At 41.2% G+C, this 15,919-nt stretch carries 12 protein-coding genes; 6 read left to right on the plus strand and 6 right to left on the minus strand.

Annotation, left to right across the window (positions count from 1 at the left end; all coding sequences use genetic code 11):
- Positions 1-83 precede the first annotated feature (83 nt).
- Both ABJD64_RS18190 and ABJD64_RS18195 read left to right on the plus strand, forming a co-directional pair.
- Complete coding sequence (locus ABJD64_RS18190) at positions 84-1,985, plus strand: alpha/beta fold hydrolase (RefSeq protein WP_348180830.1); 1,902 nt, start codon at positions 84-86, stop codon at positions 1,983-1,985.
- A 13-nt stretch (positions 1,986-1,998) separates the two neighbouring features.
- Positions 1,999-2,241, plus strand: coding sequence for a hypothetical protein (locus ABJD64_RS18195; RefSeq protein WP_348180829.1), 243 nt, complete (start codon positions 1,999-2,001; stop codon positions 2,239-2,241).
- Positions 2,242-2,362: 121 nt separating this feature from the next.
- Here the strand turns inward: ABJD64_RS18195 and ABJD64_RS18200 are convergent, their stop codons facing one another.
- From ABJD64_RS18200 to ABJD64_RS18210, 3 genes are all read right to left on the minus strand, one after another.
- The gene (locus tag ABJD64_RS18200; protein WP_348180828.1) at positions 2,363-5,206 is read right to left on the minus strand and encodes a TonB-dependent receptor; all 2,844 of its coding nucleotides are present in this window, start codon (positions 5,204-5,206) and stop codon (positions 2,363-2,365) included.
- A 226-nt stretch (positions 5,207-5,432) separates the two neighbouring features.
- Positions 5,433-6,014 (minus strand): DinB family protein, encoded by a 582-nt coding sequence (locus ABJD64_RS18205; RefSeq protein ID WP_348180827.1) that lies wholly within the window; start codon positions 6,012-6,014, stop codon positions 5,433-5,435.
- A 119-nt stretch (positions 6,015-6,133) separates the two neighbouring features.
- Positions 6,134-7,258, minus strand: a complete 1,125-nt coding sequence (locus tag ABJD64_RS18210; protein ID WP_348180826.1) for a helix-turn-helix domain-containing protein — start codon at positions 7,256-7,258, stop codon at positions 6,134-6,136.
- Positions 7,259-7,717: 459 nt separating this feature from the next.
- Here ABJD64_RS18210 and ABJD64_RS18215 point away from each other — a divergent pair, with 459 nt between their 5' ends.
- A complete protein-coding gene (locus ABJD64_RS18215) occupies positions 7,718-8,134 on the plus strand; it encodes a globin family protein (RefSeq protein WP_348180825.1) in 417 nt (138 codons plus the stop codon).
- A gap of 90 nt (positions 8,135-8,224) precedes the next feature.
- Here ABJD64_RS18215 and ABJD64_RS18220 read toward each other — a convergent pair whose 3' ends face one another.
- The gene (locus ABJD64_RS18220) at positions 8,225-11,059 is read right to left on the minus strand and encodes a hypothetical protein (protein WP_348180824.1); all 2,835 of its coding nucleotides are present in this window, start codon (positions 11,057-11,059) and stop codon (positions 8,225-8,227) included.
- A complete protein-coding gene (locus ABJD64_RS18225) occupies positions 11,060-12,145 on the minus strand; it encodes an aminotransferase class V-fold PLP-dependent enzyme (RefSeq protein ID WP_348180823.1) in 1,086 nt (361 codons plus the stop codon).
- Between the two features lie 113 nt (positions 12,146-12,258).
- Between ABJD64_RS18225 and ABJD64_RS18230 the strand changes: the two genes are divergently transcribed.
- Positions 12,259-12,579: a Rieske 2Fe-2S domain-containing protein gene (locus tag ABJD64_RS18230; protein ID WP_348180822.1), complete on the plus strand. Its 321-nt coding sequence runs from the start codon at positions 12,259-12,261 to the stop codon at positions 12,577-12,579.
- Here the strand turns inward: ABJD64_RS18230 and ABJD64_RS18235 are convergent, their stop codons facing one another.
- Positions 12,580-14,052 (minus strand): aminopeptidase P family protein, encoded by a 1,473-nt coding sequence (locus ABJD64_RS18235; protein ID WP_348180821.1) that lies wholly within the window; start codon positions 14,050-14,052, stop codon positions 12,580-12,582.
- A gap of 204 nt (positions 14,053-14,256) precedes the next feature.
- On the opposite strand from ABJD64_RS18235, the gene ABJD64_RS18240 reads away from it, so the two are divergent.
- Positions 14,257-14,412, plus strand: a complete 156-nt coding sequence (locus tag ABJD64_RS18240; protein WP_348180820.1) for a hypothetical protein — start codon at positions 14,257-14,259, stop codon at positions 14,410-14,412.
- A 155-nt stretch (positions 14,413-14,567) separates the two neighbouring features.
- Positions 14,568-15,884 (plus strand): tetratricopeptide repeat protein, encoded by a 1,317-nt coding sequence (locus ABJD64_RS18245; protein ID WP_348180819.1) that lies wholly within the window; start codon positions 14,568-14,570, stop codon positions 15,882-15,884.
- Positions 15,885-15,919 lie beyond the last annotated feature (35 nt).

Genomic DNA, 15,919 nt, shown 5'->3' on the forward strand with positions numbered 1-15,919 from the left:
TTCTATCTTATGACAAATTTTAAAGCTCCCACCCCCAATTGATATTCTATTTTGTAAATTGCCGGCAAAACCCAAGGAATATCATGAAAAAAACTGTAGCAGTAATCTGCCTTTTCTTTTTTGTAAAATCAGCTTTTAGTCAAAACGTAATGACCCCGGAATTACTCTGGAGTTTGGGAAGAGTAGCTGGAGTCGGTGTATCTATGGATGGCAAGTCAGTCGTATACGGTGTCACCAAATATGATGCAGCATCTAATGAAAGTAGCACCTCATACTTTTCTATTCCCCTGGAAGGAGGCAAGGCAACGAAAATTGATGATCCCTATAAAATTGTGGCGGACCCGAGCCTTTCACCGAATGGGGAGTACAAACTTTCGCATAAGCCTGTAAAGATTCATAGTACTTATGGAAAAGACTATTATCCGGATATGGACAAGTCAGAAGTCCAGATATACAATGATCTGATGTATAGGCATTGGGACACCTGGTCAGACGGTAGCTTCAACCATGTTTTCATGACCAAAGTAGATGGCTCAGGGGAGATTGACATTATGAAAAACAAGACCTTTCACAGTCCTACCAAACCATTCGGTGATGAGACAGATTACACCTGGAGTCCAAAGGGAAAAAGGATTTTATATGTAACCAAAGCAAAGGCTGGCGCGGCATATGCTACCAGCACGAATACCGACATCTTCTCCTACGACCTCAATACACTGACCACTACAAATTTGACTAAGGGGATCATGGGCTATGACAATAGCCCGGCCTACTCAAGGTACGGAATTCTAGCCTGGCTCAGTATGTCGACCGATGGATACGAGGCGGACAAGAAGGATTTAATTATCATGGATCGCTACGGCAAAAAGAATCTGACCGAAAACTGGGACGGAACCGTAGATGAATTTAAATGGTCAGAAGATGGCAAGCAGATCTACTTTATTGCAGCATCTGGAGGAGAGAAACACCTGTTTGCTGTGAACTATCCGGGTAAGTCGAAGAAAGAGCCCATAGTAAAACAAGTTACCAAAGGCCCGTTTGATGTGACCGGTATCGTAGGTCAAAATGGTAAAACATTAGTGGTATCAAGGACAGACATGAATCATGCAGCTGAATTATTTACGGTTGACCTGTCGGATGGCAGCATGTCTCAATTGACACATGTGAATGACAGTATCTATCAGTCGATAGATCTAAGTAAAATTGAAAAAAGAATGATAACCACCACCGACAATAAGCAGATGGTGACCTGGGTCATTTATCCTCCAAACTTTGACGCAACCAAAAAATATCCAACCCTACTTTATTGTCAGGGAGGTCCACAAGGGGCGTTGTCACAATTTTATTCGTATAGGTGGAATTTTCAGGTGATGGCTGCTCAGGGTTATATCGTGGTGGCCCCAAATCGTAGGGGCATGCCCGGCCATGGTGTAGAATGGAATGCTCAGATCAGTAAGGATTATGGCGGGCAAAACATGCAGGATTATTTATCTGCTATTGATGCATTGGCAAAAGAGCCCTTCGCAGATGAGACTAGACTTGGAGCTGTTGGGGCCAGCTATGGCGGATATTCTGTTTTCTATTTGGCAGGAATGCACAACAAACGATTTAAGACTTTTATCTCTCATGATGGTATTTTCAATTGGCGAAGTATGTATGGTACTACTGAAGAAATGTTTTTCGTCAATTGGGATATTGGTGGAGCTTATTGGGATAAGGAAAACGTCGCGGCACAAAAATCGTACTCGCAGTTCAATCCAATAGACTACGTACAAAACTGGGATACTCCCATCATGATTGTGCAGGGAGGTAAAGATTATCGAGTACCGATCGGGCAGGGGCTAGAAGCTTACCAGGCCGCACAGCTGCAAGGCATTAAGAGCCGGTTGGTTTTCTTGCCCAATGAAAACCACTGGGTATTGTCTGCTCAAAACGGAATTGTATGGCAGCGTGAGTTTTTTCGTTGGCTAGAGGAGACTTTATAAGTCAAATAAACGGATGAAGTGCGTCACAAACAAAATCTGCTATGATACCAAAGAGCTGGCAGAGGAGGCCTTGATTGAACACCGGACTCGGCACTATCATAATGACAATAGCGGACCGATCAATGTATATGAGTGTAGAGATTGTGGCCAATACCATTTCACTTCACAAGGAGAGATCAGTGACCTAATCAAAAAGAACAAATCCAGAATCGATGCCAATCGAGAGGCCAATTTCTGGGAAAGGAAATTGAGATAATGTTTTATCAATAACTTTTCTAAAGCCTTAAACTTTAGAAAAGTTGAATGTGATTAGGAAAAAAGCGAGGCCACATACATGGCCTCGCTCTACTAACTAATTACTCAACTTTACTCGGTTCTTAAAATCTGACGTTTATAGTCATATTATACAATGACCCCAGCTGACTAAAGTGATAGCCATCGTAGGTCATTTGAGAATATCTTTGGTTGAAAGTAATCAGGTTTGACTGAGACTCAACTTGAGTAGGGTCGCTTAGAATAGCTGCACCCTCAGGAGTCAAGGCCACAAAACCCCACTCTGGTAATACGTTGAATAGGTTGTTGACATTGAATGAAAGATTCACTTTGTCAGAAGCGGCAAAATTGATTCCCAAATCAGTTACAATTTTAGCTTTGAACTCGGTACCTATATCATGCACGGTATAAGGATCTGCCGTAGAAAAATCCGGTGTTGTAACCGTATGTGTGGCTAGGCCCTGCTGAGTAAACTCTGTTTTTCCGAAGTAAGTATTGTTCAGAGACAATCTGAATTTGCCTATCTCATAGTTTACACCCAAAATCCACTTTGTTTTAGGTCTTGAAGTAAAGAACAATGATTCCTGTGTATCGTCTACAACGGACTGACCAGCTCCAGCAACTAACGCCGGGTTCTTCACATTGCCATCTCTTTCATTTTTGATGGTATAGTTACCAGAAAGAGAGAAGCCTAAAGTACCATTACCTACACCTAAATCTTTGTAGTTGGCCACAAAGTCAATACCTGCAGTTTTGGTATCCAATGCGTTCACGAAGAAACTCACATCACTTAGGTTATTAGCGCTAAGTACTTGATCCAAAGCAGTAGTTCCAGAAGTAGTACCGCCAATTTCATTACTCAAAATGATTCTGTCTTTCACAGCAATGTCATAGTAGTCAACCGTGATATTAAAGTTCTCACTTGGTCTCATACCTAAGCCAATGGTAAAGTTGAATGACTCTTCAGCGTCTAATTGAGGAATTCCTAAAAACTTCGCTTGAGGAGATACATTACTAACTAGTCCACCCACCTGGATTCCGGATCCTGGAATAAAGCTGTACTGTGCTTTTTGGGTATAAATTTGATGCAAGGTAGGTGCTCTGAATCCTGTAGATGCTGAGGCTCTGACCGTCATTTTATCATCCATCAATTTATACCTTGAACTCAATTTCCAAACAAATGCCTGGCCAAAGTCACTATAGTTTTCTAAACGAGCAGTACCGTTGATTAAGAAATCATCAGTTACATCCCAAGCCAAATCAAAGTATCCACCAATATTGTATCGGTTGAATTTCCCTGAGTTCTCAGGTGTGTTTCCAGCGAATGAATCCGCTCCACCACCATCATAAGAAGCAAGCTCTCCTTCTATTACAGTAAAAGTTTCATTTCTGAATTCCGCACCAAAGGCCATTCCCAAATTGGAAGAAATTTCTTTCGACACGTCTATGTTACCAACGATGTGAGAAAATCTTGTTCCTCCCGGGTCAAAACTAATTGGGCTATTTTCTCTGTATAATAAAGAACCTTCTGTAAGCTCTCCAGCATCTACCGCTCCATTGGTGTTGGCATCAAGCCAGGTAGATGGAGAGTAAACGAAGTTTCTGTTATGAGAATTTCTTACCGTATAGGTCTGAGTGTTTCCTCCTACTGTAAAACTTCCATCATATAACCAGCCGTTCTTTTCAGATTTAAACCCAAGCGTACCATTGTAGTCGTTGAGCAACCCATCGAATGTAGGTACATATCCATCATAGCCACCTGCATTTGTTGGGTGGTTGCCTGGGAAGAAATCAGCGAGGTAAGGCATGCTTGCTACTGTTCTCCAGTATGGCGTTCTGTAGTTAGCATAACTGTTTACGTTTTTATAAACATAGGCACCATTGAAATACCCTTCCGTATTTCCATTGATTTTAAACCCGCCATTCACCAAGAACTTGGCTGCGGTAGTTGCTGGCGATCCGTTAATATTTCCGGCATCCGGATGTCTGGACAAGAATTCTTCTACTTCAGCTATTGGAGCACCGAAATCACCCGCTTCGCCGACGGCACTCACCGTACCAGGACGATTGGCCAATTCTGTTTTGGAGAAGTCAACTGTATAGTTGATGAAACCACCATCTCCAAGGCTACTGCCATTGTTTAGACTAATCCCAACTGACTCACCGTCTCCTTCACCTGTGATACCGGCTCTCATAGTTACAGAACCATAGTCTGCGTCATCTTTTAGGATGATGTTCATTACACCAGCGATCGCATCAGACCCATACTGAGCGGATGCACCATCTCTTAAGATTTCTACACGTTCGATTGCATCTTGAGGAATAGCTGAAATATCCGCTCCACTTTCCCCTCTACCCGGAGAAGTTTGAGTATACAATAAGGCACTCAGGTTTTTTCTTTTACCGTTGACCAAAATCAAGGTACGGCTAGGTCCCATGTTTCTGATTTCGTATGGATCGAGAAGAGCTGTCGCATCGTTTACCGGAGTCTGAACAGAGTTGAACGAAGGTACCCGATAGGTCAATGCCTTGTCAAAGCTATTTTGACCTGTACTTGTCAAGTCTTTAGCGTCCAGAATATCGACTGGCACCGCTGTGTCAATGGAGGATCTTGGTCTACTTCTTGTTCCTACTACTACTAATTCATTAAGAAGCTCCACATTTTCTTCAATAGTCACATTGAGTGATTTTTTTTCACCTGCTGCCACTGTTGTAGAAACCTTTTTGGTAACATAACCCACGAAACTGACGGATACTTCGTGCGTACCGGCAGGTACTTTTAGCTCATAGTTACCATTCACGTTGGTAATGGTACCATTGCTACTGGAGATACTTACGGTAGCTCCAATGACCGGACCATTCTTGTCAGAAATGGTTCCACTGATTTGCTGTGCATGAACCAAAAATGGCATGACCAGCAACATTAAAATCTGTAATGATTTTTTCATGTTAAATTTATTTTAGTTGATATAGATATAGGCGTAGTTTGACTGCGCTTATCTAGGTATACAGCTATCTGACAGGTAGCACCCACTCGACCTAAAAATAAATTCTATTGATACCTTCCGATTTTCTTAGCTAATGTTTGGGAAAGTTGGATCAATGCCATAGGGAATTTTACAAAAACAAAAAAGGCATCCACAGGGATGCCTTTGTAAACTAACAATCACTACTCTACCAGTAATGTGTGTATTGTACAGGTTTGATACCATTCATTCTTAAATAGATGGTTGCCTGGCCACGATGGTGGACAATATGAGCACCTAATGCGGTGATTACTTCTCTAAAGTCTTTCACCGGTGGTTGACCAGGAAAGAAGTCAAAAGTATAAGTTTGGTCCAATTGCTTATCGGTCAGATTTTCAAAAGTAGCAATGGCCTCATCGTACTTTGAACTTACATATGCTTTCAGTTCTGATTTATCCATCGGGATGGCTTCTGCTTCTCCAAGTTTTGGAAAGATGGGCGGTAATGGCTCCTGAGAGAATACTGTTTTCAAAATGAGCGATGAAGTTCCGATGTGTTTAAACAACTGAGCAAAGCTACGTGTGGAATCAGCAGGAGAAAAGCCTAGCTTACTCTCTGGCATTTGATCAATAAGGCTCAGGGCGTAGCCCTTTTGGGCTCTCCAGATTTCGGCTGTCTTGGTAGAAAAGTCACTGACTTTTGAACCGTCATCTTCGCCGTTTTTGGCTGAGCAGGAAATACTGACTAGTAGTAGGGTTCCGGCGAGTACAAGGTTTTTAAACTGTTTCATGATTTAAAGTTTTGTTATAAATTAAGAAACCACCTCAACGCGCTGAGAAATGAAAGGATGACAAAAGTTGGTGATATAAGGTTCGACTTTATGAAGCCGAACGCAGTTGCTGATAAAACCTAGTTGGCAACCGCTTTTGTGGTAGTTTCCTCGAGAAAACTTTTTGGCGTTTTTCCAGTCAGTTTTTTGAATGCCGTATTGAAAGTTGTTTTTGAATTGAAGCCGGCCTCGTTGGCTATAGCCAAAAGCGTATAATTTTGATATTCTCCAGAGTGCACAAGACGAGTAAATTCCTCAATGCGGTAGCTGTTGACAAAATCAAAGAAGTTTTTGCCAAATCCCTGATTGATAACCCGGGATAAATCAGCAGCATTCATATTAGTTTCCTGTTCAAGATCCTGGCGCGAGAGTTTTGGATTTTTGTATAGCTGTTCGGCAAGCATGATATCATTGAGCCGATTTGCCTCATCTTTTATTTTTGATTCTGACAATCTGGAATTTTGATATTTTTCCGTACTTAGGGAAACTTTGAAAAGCTCGGGCTGATTCATGGCGAAGAACCCTAGGGCATAAATGATAAACGTGAGAGAAATCCAGACGTATCCATAAGTCTTGAAATCTGGTCGCCCAAATCCACCAATAGTCAGCGATTCACTTATCAACCAAACGACCAGGCAAAGACCGGTTAGAGACAACAGTGTATAGAGATACTTCAGCTGTGGCTCATAGGAGACATCATTTTTACTTTCTTTTTGATAAGCGTTCAGTACTTTCAGACAGGCAAACCAATAAATAACATTATGGGTCAGAGACAGGATCAGTACAATATGAATGGGTAGATAGAATTGTCCGGAAAGTATCATTTCCAGATGCCGCTCTCTGTCCATCAATAGAATCCCAAGCATATAAAGAAAGTGGATGGCAGCTGGGGTAAAATGCCACCAATTTATTTTTGTAAGCTCACCTGACTTAGCTAGCAGGTTTTTGATGTATAGCAGCAGTAGTGGGCCAAACAAAAAGAGAATGAAGTCAGGCAGCATGCCGAGTTTCATACTAATTTGTAAGATTTGGGGTTCGTAGGATAATCTACATATGAGTGCCAGGGAGATGAGCCCGATCATCAAACTAAGAAATTTATTAGCTCTTTTATTGGCTTTCTTTACCCTTTGTAAGGCGATGACAAGAATGATGCCGTGTAAGAACCCGGCCATTAGCACGGTGGTAAATATGTTGATTGGAATCATGAGTATTGGTTTGGCAGAGTCCATATTACGTGATTCATGATCAGGAGGTTAAATATTTAACTCAGACTTAACATTCTCATCATAACCTTGATAACAAAAGTTGCGTTCTTTGTATTAGAAAATAGTTGCAATCGTGCAGCTACCAAAGACACAGCGGGGATGACCAAGTAAAAGTAGATCGTCGCGAAAGGGGTTTTATCAACAAGAAGCCTCAGCTGAACTGGCAAAAGCCGGTTTTTTTTATGTCTAAACTTTACTTGAGCACCCGATTCCTTTCTTGAAATCTGTCAATTGACAGGTTTGTTTCTGCTATAAAAAACACGTCCCGTTGCCATCAGTCATAGTAATCGAATCAAGAGGCCAATAGATTTGTCATACAATTTTAATATGAGAAAATGCTTACATCGGGGTATCGGAGATGCCGATACCCTGAATTTTCATCACTAAAATTTTATAACGATGACTAATACGCTTTCCATTACCCCTTATCACAAACGACTGGTCCGTGCTACATTCTGGATGGTAGAGCCCAAAGCTGATGAGGCAGCCAGAAGTTTTTATAACAAATTGTTTGAAATAAGCCCGGAACTAAGGCCTTTGTTCAAAGGTGACATGAAAGATCAGGGGAGAAAAATGATCGAAATGCTGGCCACGGTGGTGAGAGGACTGAATACACTCGATGTCCTCGCACCATTGGTCAGAAACATGGGAAGGAGACATATAAGCTATGGCGTAAAATCAGAACATTATCACATGGCCGCCGCTGCCCTCTTATACTCGCTCAAAGAAGAACTTAAGGAGAATTGGAACGAGGAGGTAGAAGCTGCCTGGCTTGAAGTCTACGAAACAATCTCTGATATCATGCAATCCGCTTAAATATGACAGGTAAAAAATATGTCCGGATTGCAATTAGCCTGATATCGTATACACTTTTGATGTTGTTAGTTGTTGCCGGTTGACCAGCTATCAGAAGGTAACTCCACCGAATATGACTTCGATTACTTCATCTTCGAAGTCCGGGCGATAACTATATCTTACTCCCATATCAAAAAGTGGTAAAAGCCTGAATACGTTAAAGTTGAAAGAAACCTCTGCGCCGAAGGACTTGATGTCCACACTGGTCTCATTATCATTCTTTCCTATTCCATAGTCATAGAACCCATTGACATAAATGCGCTGCAAATTGAAAATGGGACCTAGATGCAAATCGGTATATAGAACCGGTAGTTTATAGTTGAATGAAAGATTTGTGAATTGATCAAATGAAATATAGCTGAAACCTCGCGTAAATGTGATAGGGCTTGAAAATTCATACTCTGAGTTCTCATTGAACTGATAGGCTCCTTTCAGTCTAACGGAATGGTGTTTGAAAACTCCGGGGAAATACAAGCTGGATTCAACCGAAAACTGTTCCCCATTATAATCACCTACAAAAGGCGTATGCTTATAGTTCACTTCCAGCGTTTGTCCCCATCGACTGTTTAAATCCAGAAAGCTTTTCTTAAGCAGCCGCTGAAAAGAGGCCTCATACTCCATGGCAATCAATTCTCCGTTTCGGACATGTGTTAGTTCGACCACTGGGACATCATATTTTTCTACGGCAATGTACTGCGTACTAACCCTGGCTTCTGCTTTTCTTGTGTATTTCGAATTGGTCAAATAAAGAGGTACACGAAGTCCAATCTTAAGGTTATTTTCATCCCAACCATAAGTTTGTGTCCTCTGCGGGCCTATGACATCGACTGTACGGACACCAAAGCCAAAACTTGCATCAACGATTGGGTAGAAACCCTGATAACTTCCTCGTGTGACAAATCTCCATTTTCGTTCATTGTTATTGTATATACCACTGGCGGATAGTGTAGTCGTTTGCAATAAGTCTTTAGAGAAAACGCCAAAAGAATAATTGTTTTTATTGGGAATAGCATCTAACCCCCAGCTGTGCGGACGCAGTATTCGTCCAACTTTTGGGTATCTGGAAGTTTGGTATGATGAGTCTGGGTAATTATAAAGAACATCTTCAAACCCTTCTTCTTCCACCATCTGTTTTTGAAAATTGAATCCAACATATTTTGCTTTTTCTGAAGGAACCCACGTTTTTGAATCACCTGTAGCGGAGGCTATTTCAAACCCATCCGCCGTATAGTCGTTGTAAAGCAATTCTCCTTTTGAAGATACTCGCGGGCTGAAAGCACCAAATCTCGAACTTGTCACTTGATAGTTGACCCGACTTTCCATATTCATGGCGAAAATATTATCAATCCCGTTTCTGTCAGAAGCATAGTACAACCAACCATTCCTAACAATCGGGTTTCCAAGGTTTTCAGTATCGGACCAATAGAGACTTTCCTCTTGTCCGGTAGCTACATTTTTTCGAATAATCTCCTTGCCGTCATCTTTGTTTTTCAATAGGATTAGGTTTTCGTCTTGTTGATCAAATTGAGGAACCGAGTATTGGAAGTTCTCTTTATTCTCAAAGGCTCGAACCAGTTCTCCCGTATTCGCATCGAGCAAGTGGATTTCAAAACGGTGATCTTCCGATTGATGAATGGCCGCTACCCATTTTCCATTGTTGGAGATGGTAGGAGCCATGTATTTTGTTTTTTTACCTAATCGGGTTAATTCTTTAGTTCTTAGATCAAGCTTTTTAATCACGGAATAAGTTCGTCTTTGCCACCTTGGGTCTAGTTCGAGCTCGGCCCAAACCACAGAAGAATTATTCGAACTCAGTCCGTCAGGGTTTTGCCAGGCACCTAACTCATGAATTTTCTTTTCATTTCCTGATGGATCGATGAGTACCAGTGCCGGTATTAGAGAAAAGCCTGTTTTAACAACTAAAATCTGATCGTCAAGAACACGTCTTGGAAAATAATAATTCGTGAAGTTCTTATTTCGTTCATGTTCAATGGCGGTGAACTGGGTTGGCTTGATTTGATTCAACTGCTCAGTATAGAGCTCTTTTTGTTGCTCCAGCATCTCATCGTACGTTGGTAATAAATATTTTCCCGTTTCCTTTTTCATGGAATTTGAGAAGGTGAAAGGAACAAAGGGGATACGGAATGATCTCCCTACGATTTTGCCCCATACATCTACACCACTTTTGTTTTTGAGATGGGTAGTCATTAAATATCCGGTCACATAGTGATTCGGAACAAAGTCCCTAAAAGATTTCAAATGCTGCTTATAGTAATTGAATCCATCCTTGTCAATTAGGTTGGCCTTGAACGCCATCAGAAATGAAGGTATTCTTCCTCGACCCGATCTTCCGAATGACGTTTCAATACCTACGGCATCTCCTTCGTAAAACCACTGTGGAGCTGCCATGGCAGCAGATAAGAATGGGCCGAATTCTCCCATCAAAAAGTACATGGCTTTATTAAAGGGAGTAATGGCCTTTTCGAATTGTACTATGTGTCGGTACTCATGAACAGCCAGCCTTTCGAGCCACCTGTCGTTGCCTTGATGACGGTAATTTTGAGGTTCGAACATGTAGAATTCGGATCGATAGGGAGCTACAGTAACAAAACCATTGGAAACGGCATGTTGATTTTGTAAAATGACCGGAAATTTTCTGGGGCGAGTATCCAGGGAATTACTCGCGGGCTCGTAGATGTTTTCTAAAATATTGGTCGTACGCTGCGCCTCCTCATCTAAGCCTTTCGGATAAATGATCTTAAAATGTTCACTTTTGATTTGTTGCCACTTGATAGATGATGGCAAATTGAGAAGATCTTGTGATCTGGCACTAAACAGGGCGCTAAGACAAACAACTAGCAGTAATAAGTTTTTTTTCAATATCATTTATATAGCTTCTTTTAACGCCCGCATTAATTTTTTCATATCACGTTCGTCGTTGTACACATGAGGAGAGACACGGATAAATTCTCCACGAGTAGAAACACTGACGCGATTGACCTTGAGTGTCGTGTTTAGTGTCTCCATTTTTTCCTGGGGAAACTTAATGCCAAACAAGTGTGACCCTCTGGTATCAATATCTTCTACATATAATCCCATATCCCTGACTTCGTTCAATATTGGTTCAATCAGTGATGAGCAGTAATTTTGAATGTTTTCGGTTCCCCAGGAGCTAATTTGTTTAATAGCGGTGATCAGCATCGGATTGGCAATAAAATTACTTTGCTGGCCCATCCCAAACCGCATGGAGCCTTCTTCATATTCGTCCTGGTAGTTGACCAGGTTAGCGAAGTCTTCGCTGTGCAGCCGATTAATCCAGTTGTGTTCAATGGGCTCACCTTGATCGAATCGCGGACCATAGTAAGCAAGTCCACTGGTATATGGCCCAAGAAGCCATTTATATCCGGCAACAATAAGTGCATCGGGTTTAATCTCCTGAATATCAAAAGAGTAAGCTCCTATCGACTGCGTGCCATCAATGATTAAGGCTGCTCCTACCTGGTCACATTTTTTGCGAATCTCTTTGAGTTGGAATACGGTTCCATCTGCCCAATGCACATGGCCTAAGCTTACTGCTTTTGTCTTTTCGGTTATCGCCGCTAAAATTTCCTCATTCCATTTTTGACCTCTTCGTTCTTCCGTATCAGGGGCTGCCACTAAAATCACTTCTGCGCCATATTTATCACAAAGATTTTTCCATGGGTACACATTACTTGGAAACTGACCTTCTGTCAACACAATGTTTTCACCCTTTTTTATGGAGATATTATTGACCACATTGCCAATCCCATAGGAAACGGATGGGATCATTACAATCCGATTGGGTTCAGGATTGTTGATCAGGTCTGAATACAAATGGCGTAGGGTGTCTGCGTCTTTGAAGAAATCCCCGGCAGTAACTTTGTTGGGTTGGCGTTTGGCTTTGATTCCACTCACGCCCGCTTTCTCTACTTTCTTCAATAAGGGCGCCATGTAAGCACAATTGAGGTAGGCAAATTTTTTATTGAGATTGAATTTCTTTCTTTGACAATTCATAAGGTATTGTTGTGTCGAAAGTTTAATATTAGAGAATAAAGCCGAATTGGATGGATAAATATCTTGTTTTTGAATCTAAAGAACAGGCTGAGAAGGTTATTCCACTAAACCAAATCAAAAAGATTAGGTTAAACCAAATGGTATTATGTCTTGCCAACACAGGTCAAGGCTTCATCGCATTTGAAAACAAGTGTCCTCATTTGGGTGAAGATTTAAGTAGAGGGACGATTAATTCATCGGGTGAAGTTATTTGCCCGTGGCACAGCTACCGGTTTAATCTGGGGACCGGAGAGGAATGTGAAAATCGGTGCAAAATGTTAAGAACATTTCGCACCGATTGGGAAAGCGGTCAGCTATTTATTTGCTTGTAATTATTCTCCAGCCTTCAATTCTGGTAAACGGTAATCGCTAAAAATGCTGGGTTCTTTCATTAATTTTTCGATCTCGTCCGACTTACGTGGAGCCTTGTCAGACAACAAAATACAGCCATCCTTAGTAATCAAATAGTCGTCTTCAATTCTGACCGGAATGTCCCACCACTTTTTATCAGCCGGGCTTCCATTTGAAATATAAATACCAGGTTCAATAGTAATGGTCATGTTCTCCTCAAGTGTACCGTACAGACCTTTGTCATGCACATCCAAACCGATGTGATGACAACACCCATGTGGGTAGTATCGGTTTCTTCCGGTTTCGGGATTAATAATGTCTTCGTCTTTCAAACTTTCATAAAGGCCTAATTCTACAAGTCCTTCATTTACAATTTTTGCCGTGGTCTCATATAATACAGGGAAGGGCAGGCCTGCCTTGCAAGTATCAGCGGCAGCTTGCTGGGCTTCATATACCAAATCGTAAATCAACTTTTGTTCTTTGGTGAACTTTCCATTGACGGGCACAGTTCGAGTTACGTCCGCTGTATAGCCATGATATTCTGCCCCGAGGTCCATCAAGATTAGTTCTCCATCTTCAATTGCGGGCTTGTAGTTGTCAATATAGTGTAAAATACAACCGTGATTCCCCGCTCCTACTATGCTCGGATAGCCTTCAAATTCGGCTCCATATTTCTTGAACACAAATTCGTGAATGCCCTGGATTTCAGCTTCCGACATGCCTGGTCGCATGGCTTTCATGACTTCTCGCTGACCAATGGTAGAAATATCTACCGCCTTCCTGACCAAGTCCAACTCTTCTTTTGTTTTTATTCCTCTCAATTCACGCATCAGCGTATCGAGGCTCACCACGTCCAGGTTATTTTTTTGTGGTTCGATCGCCAGATCACCTTGTTTGTATCCGGCCTTTTGCTTGAATTGCTCAATGAGGTCAAACAAATCACCCTCTTCTTCTGTGTTGCGCACATCATTCTGAAAATCATAAAATAGCACCTGATCGAATTTAGAAAAGTCGAGATTGAAGCCTTTAAAACTTGGGTTTTCAAAATTGACTTCGATGTCTAGTGTCTTTTCAGCTCCGTCTTTTCCCAATCTAGGACCATCATACAACTCTCTGAGGGCATCGTGTCCTCTTACAAATATGACTTCATCGAAACGCTCATTGTTTACTTCCTGCTTGTCTTTAAAAACCAACAAAACGGCGTGAGGCTCTTTGTGGCCTGTTAGGTAGTAGAAATTGGGATCCTGGTGATAAAGGAAATCAACATCGTTTGCCCGATTGCGAATGGCATTGGCAAAGAAGATGGCGACAGAATTGTCAGGCATTTTGGCACGAAGCTCGGCACGCTTTTGCTTATGGAAATCACTTTTCAACAAGTCATCAGGTCGAGCATCCGTTTGGCCTTGTGTAAACAAAGGCAGAGCAATCAATAATAACCCTAGTATTTTTCTCATTTTTTGGATTTAGTGGATTTGTATGCAACCTAATCAATGCCAAAGCAATTCACCAAGGTACAAATGAACGAGCGGAGGACAATGGCTGTGAGCGGTAGAAGCGACCTTAAAGGGACCTAGTAAAATGCCCTTCCCGAATGCATCAAATTTATCTCCGATATTTACTCTTTTTCAAAATTTTTCAAACATCTAAAATTTATTATTATGAAAAGAGTAATTGTAATTTTCTCGCTAGTTTTTGTTTCAATGTTCGGATTCTCTGCTTGTGAAGATCAAGTGGACGAAATTCAGATTGATGAGATTGAAGATACCAGTCGTCCCAATAATGATGAGCCCAACAGTGGAAACGGTCCGGGTTAATTTTTTATTTGGAACCTAGCTTCTGAAGGCAGGCATTGCAAGATGTCTGCCTTTATTACTCAAATTGAATAAAGCTAAAACGCACCATTTATAATAATTATCAATACTTTCTAACATCCATATGTTACCTTTAAAGCGCCAAACCTAATTTAATTATGAAACTTTTAGTCGTCATATCTGTGGTCGTATCTTCTTTTTTCAGTCCAAAGAACAAGGCCGTACAAGAAATCATCGCAATTAAGGAGCAGATGAAAGCGTACTATAGTACTGATCTTGATAGCGCAGCACTCCTTGCGCAAATGATACTTAATAAGTCGAAGGAAGCAAATTATAGTCTGGGACAAGCTAAGGGAGAATTCGCCATAGCTTATATTACATATAAGCAAGGCTACCTCGGTAAATCCATACCTCACTTTTTAGATGCCCTTGACCTTTATTTGCCAATTAATACTCGAGAATCTCTTATAGATCAAGCCAATATTTGTATCACACTGGGTCAGATTTATTGGTATCATCATAGTCATGATGCTGCAATTGAGTTTTATGATAAAGGGATTGCTTTAGCTCAAAGAGCAGATGACAATGAAGCAATTGTGAAGCTCATTCAAAACAAAGCAATGTCATTGCGTAGAATTGGAAAAATGGCGGAATCAACTAAGCTGTTAGTAGAGTTGATTGATATTATTCCCGAGTCTAACATAGAGGCAAAACACAAGACCTATAATCAACTCGGGTTAATTTATAATGACCTTCAAGAATATGATCAGGCAAGAAGGTGGTTCGATAAAATGATTCAATTGGATTCTGATGTACCTTCTCTGTATAGGGGACGAGCCTTTCATAATATCGCATCTTCCTACAAAGAACAAAAGAATTACAACAAAGCCAGGGCTTACTATGAAAGATCAATTGAGGCTTATGAAGGTCTGGGCAATTCACGAGATTTTTTTCTTGCATACCGCGATTTGGCTGAATTGGCGCTTCTAGAGAACAGTATTGATCTTTGTAAAATATATTCCGAAAAGGCAAAATCACTTCTTGACGAAGTACCGCGAACTCCAGAACATTATGATTTGTATCACATCTTGTCAAAATGTCTTCAAGCTTCTCAACCGGAAGAAGCATTTAAATATAGAGATCAATATGTTTCTGAAAATGAATCTTTTCTTAAGCGTCAACATGACCTAATTGCGGCGGGTGAAAAATATAAAGTTCAGCTTATTACTTCCAACTACTTCAACAAAGTCAAAAGACAAGAGGATAGACTGAGGTTGGCCTGGACCATGAGTTGTGCAGTCGCTTTTATTTTTCTGGCAGTCCTGCTCACCTTAAAACTTTATCGCATCTACAGCTATCGCTCGCCGGAGTTGGCCCTGTCTCATATCAAAAGCCAAAATGAGATGATCTATCTGCTCGACCTTTTCCGAAAGGAGAAAGAAGAGATGAAAAATACCCTGAGGCAGAAGGAGTAGTTTCGGTAAGTACGTCACTTCGATACGAAACGGAG

Source organism: Reichenbachiella sp. (assembly GCF_039944555.1).
GTDB lineage: Bacteria > Bacteroidota > Bacteroidia > Cytophagales > Cyclobacteriaceae > Reichenbachiella.

Excerpts from the sequence above, each read along its gene's own strand:
- ABJD64_RS18225 (WP_348180823.1), bottom strand. The coding sequence starts at position 12,145 with ATGGCGCCCTTATTGAAGAAAGTAGAGAAAGCGGGCGTGAGTGGAATC.
- ABJD64_RS18200 (WP_348180828.1), bottom strand. The coding sequence starts at position 5,206 with ATGAAAAAATCATTACAGATTTTAATGTTGCTGGTCATGCCATTTTTG.
- ABJD64_RS18245 (WP_348180819.1), top strand. The coding sequence starts at position 14,568 with ATGAAACTTTTAGTCGTCATATCTGTGGTCGTATCTTCTTTTTTCAGT.
- ABJD64_RS18220 (WP_348180824.1), bottom strand. The coding sequence starts at position 11,059 with ATGATATTGAAAAAAAACTTATTACTGCTAGTTGTTTGTCTTAGCGCC.
- ABJD64_RS18190 (WP_348180830.1), top strand. The coding sequence starts at position 84 with ATGAAAAAAACTGTAGCAGTAATCTGCCTTTTCTTTTTTGTAAAATCA.
- ABJD64_RS18205 (WP_348180827.1), bottom strand. The coding sequence starts at position 6,014 with ATGAAACAGTTTAAAAACCTTGTACTCGCCGGAACCCTACTACTAGTC.
- ABJD64_RS18240 (WP_348180820.1), top strand. The coding sequence starts at position 14,257 with ATGAAAAGAGTAATTGTAATTTTCTCGCTAGTTTTTGTTTCAATGTTC.
- ABJD64_RS18210 (WP_348180826.1), bottom strand. The coding sequence starts at position 7,258 with ATGATTCCAATCAACATATTTACCACCGTGCTAATGGCCGGGTTCTTA.
- ABJD64_RS18235 (WP_348180821.1), bottom strand. The coding sequence starts at position 14,052 with ATGAGAAAAATACTAGGGTTATTATTGATTGCTCTGCCTTTGTTTACA.
- ABJD64_RS18195 (WP_348180829.1), top strand. The coding sequence starts at position 1,999 with ATGAAGTGCGTCACAAACAAAATCTGCTATGATACCAAAGAGCTGGCA.
- ABJD64_RS18230 (WP_348180822.1), top strand. The coding sequence starts at position 12,259 with ATGGATAAATATCTTGTTTTTGAATCTAAAGAACAGGCTGAGAAGGTT.
- ABJD64_RS18215 (WP_348180825.1), top strand. The coding sequence starts at position 7,718 with ATGACTAATACGCTTTCCATTACCCCTTATCACAAACGACTGGTCCGT.